We start from the raw sequence: 1,431 nt of genomic DNA, 5'->3' as shown, positions 1-1,431 counted from the left end.
CACCGGATCCCTTCAGTTTCGGGGCGCCTTTTCCGGCCATGCGGAAGACCTTGCCGTCCTCGGTGCCCTCGGGCACCTTCAGCTTGACCTTGCCGCCGTCCGGCGTCGGTATCCTGATCTCCGCCCCGAGCGCGGCTTCCGCATACGTGATGGGGAGGTTCAATAGGACGTCCGCCCCGGCGCGCGAGAAATACGGGTGCTTCTTGATGCGCGTCACCACGTATAGGTCGCCCGCAGGCCCGCCGCCCTCCCCCGGTTCGCCCTTGCCCTTGAAACGGAGCTTGCCGCCGTCGGTCGCGCCAGCCGGCACGTTCACGGTAAGCGGCTTGATCTTGCGCACGCGCCCCACCCCGCGACAGGCCTGGCACGGCTGTTCGATGATGCGGCCCGTCCCGTTGCAGCGGGGGCACGGGCGAGACACGCCGAACATCCCTTGGCCATGCGTGGTATGTCCGGTGCCGTTACACGTGGGGCAGGCCGTCGGCGATGTGCCCGCCTTGGCGCCCGAGCCCTTGCAGGTCGCGCAGGACTCCTCGCGCTGAACGTCAACCTGGGTCGACACACCCCGCAAGGCTTCGTCGAACCCGAGCGCCACCTCGTACCTCAGGTCGCGGCCGCGTCGCACCGACACCTGGCGCTGTGCACCACCGAAGCCGCCGAACACGCTCCCGAAGATATCGCTCAGGTCACCCAAGTCACCGACGTTGACGTTTCCGTACTGGAACCCGCCCGGTCCGCCTGCCGGCCACCCAGCTCCGGGAGCACCTGCCCCGGGCGGTGCGTTTCCGCCGAAGTACTGGCCGTACTGGTCGTACTGCTGCCGCTTCTCTGCGTCTGACAGAACCTCGTAGGCCTCGTTGATCTCCTTGAACTTCTCTTCGGAACCACCTGCATCGGGATGATGCTTGCGCGCGAGACGTCGGAAGGCCTTCTTGATGTCGTCGGCAGAGGCGCCCTTCTTCACGCCGAGAACGTCGTAGTAGTTGGTGCTCGCGGCCACGATCATGACCTACTTCCTCGGGCCAGGACCCCCGGTTGCGACGACCACCATGGCGGATCGCACGACGCGGCCGCCCATCTCGTAGCCCTTCTGGAAGACCTCGACCACGGTGTGATCGGGCATCTCAGGATCCTCACGCGTCTGGACGGCTTGATGCTTCACGGGATCGAACGGCTCTCCGAAGGGATCGATCTGCTGCGCGCCCTCGCGAGCGAGGAGTTCGAGCAGCTGCCCGTAGACCATCTCAACGCCGGAGAGAAGCTCGGTCGCTGCGCCAGAAACGGTCGCGTGATCGATGGCGCGCTCGAGGTTGTCGATGATGGGCAAGAGGCCCTCAATTATGCGCTGTCCCGCTCGCGCGACGGCGTCGGCCTGATCGCGCTGCATCCGCTTGCGGTAGTTGTCGAACTCGGCCTGCACGCGCTGAGCCA

The 1,431-nt window shown here is 66.2% G+C and carries 2 protein-coding genes; both read right to left on the bottom strand.

Features of this window, described 5'->3' with window-relative positions; genetic code table 11:
• A partial coding sequence (gene dnaJ / locus Q8K99_14340; protein MDP2183730.1) for a molecular chaperone DnaJ occupies positions 1 to 1,000 on the bottom strand: 1,000 nt, incomplete at its 3' end.
• 9 nt (positions 1,001 to 1,009) lie between these two features.
• On the bottom strand, positions 1,010 to 1,431 hold a 422-nt coding region (gene grpE / locus Q8K99_14335), incomplete at its 5' end, for a nucleotide exchange factor GrpE (protein MDP2183729.1).

Source organism: Actinomycetota bacterium (assembly GCA_030682655.1).
Classification (GTDB): domain Bacteria; phylum Actinomycetota; class Coriobacteriia; order Anaerosomatales; family JAUXNU01; genus JAUXNU01.
Note: the sequence above shows the minus strand (reverse complement) of the source record. Positions and strands in the feature narration are given on the sequence as shown.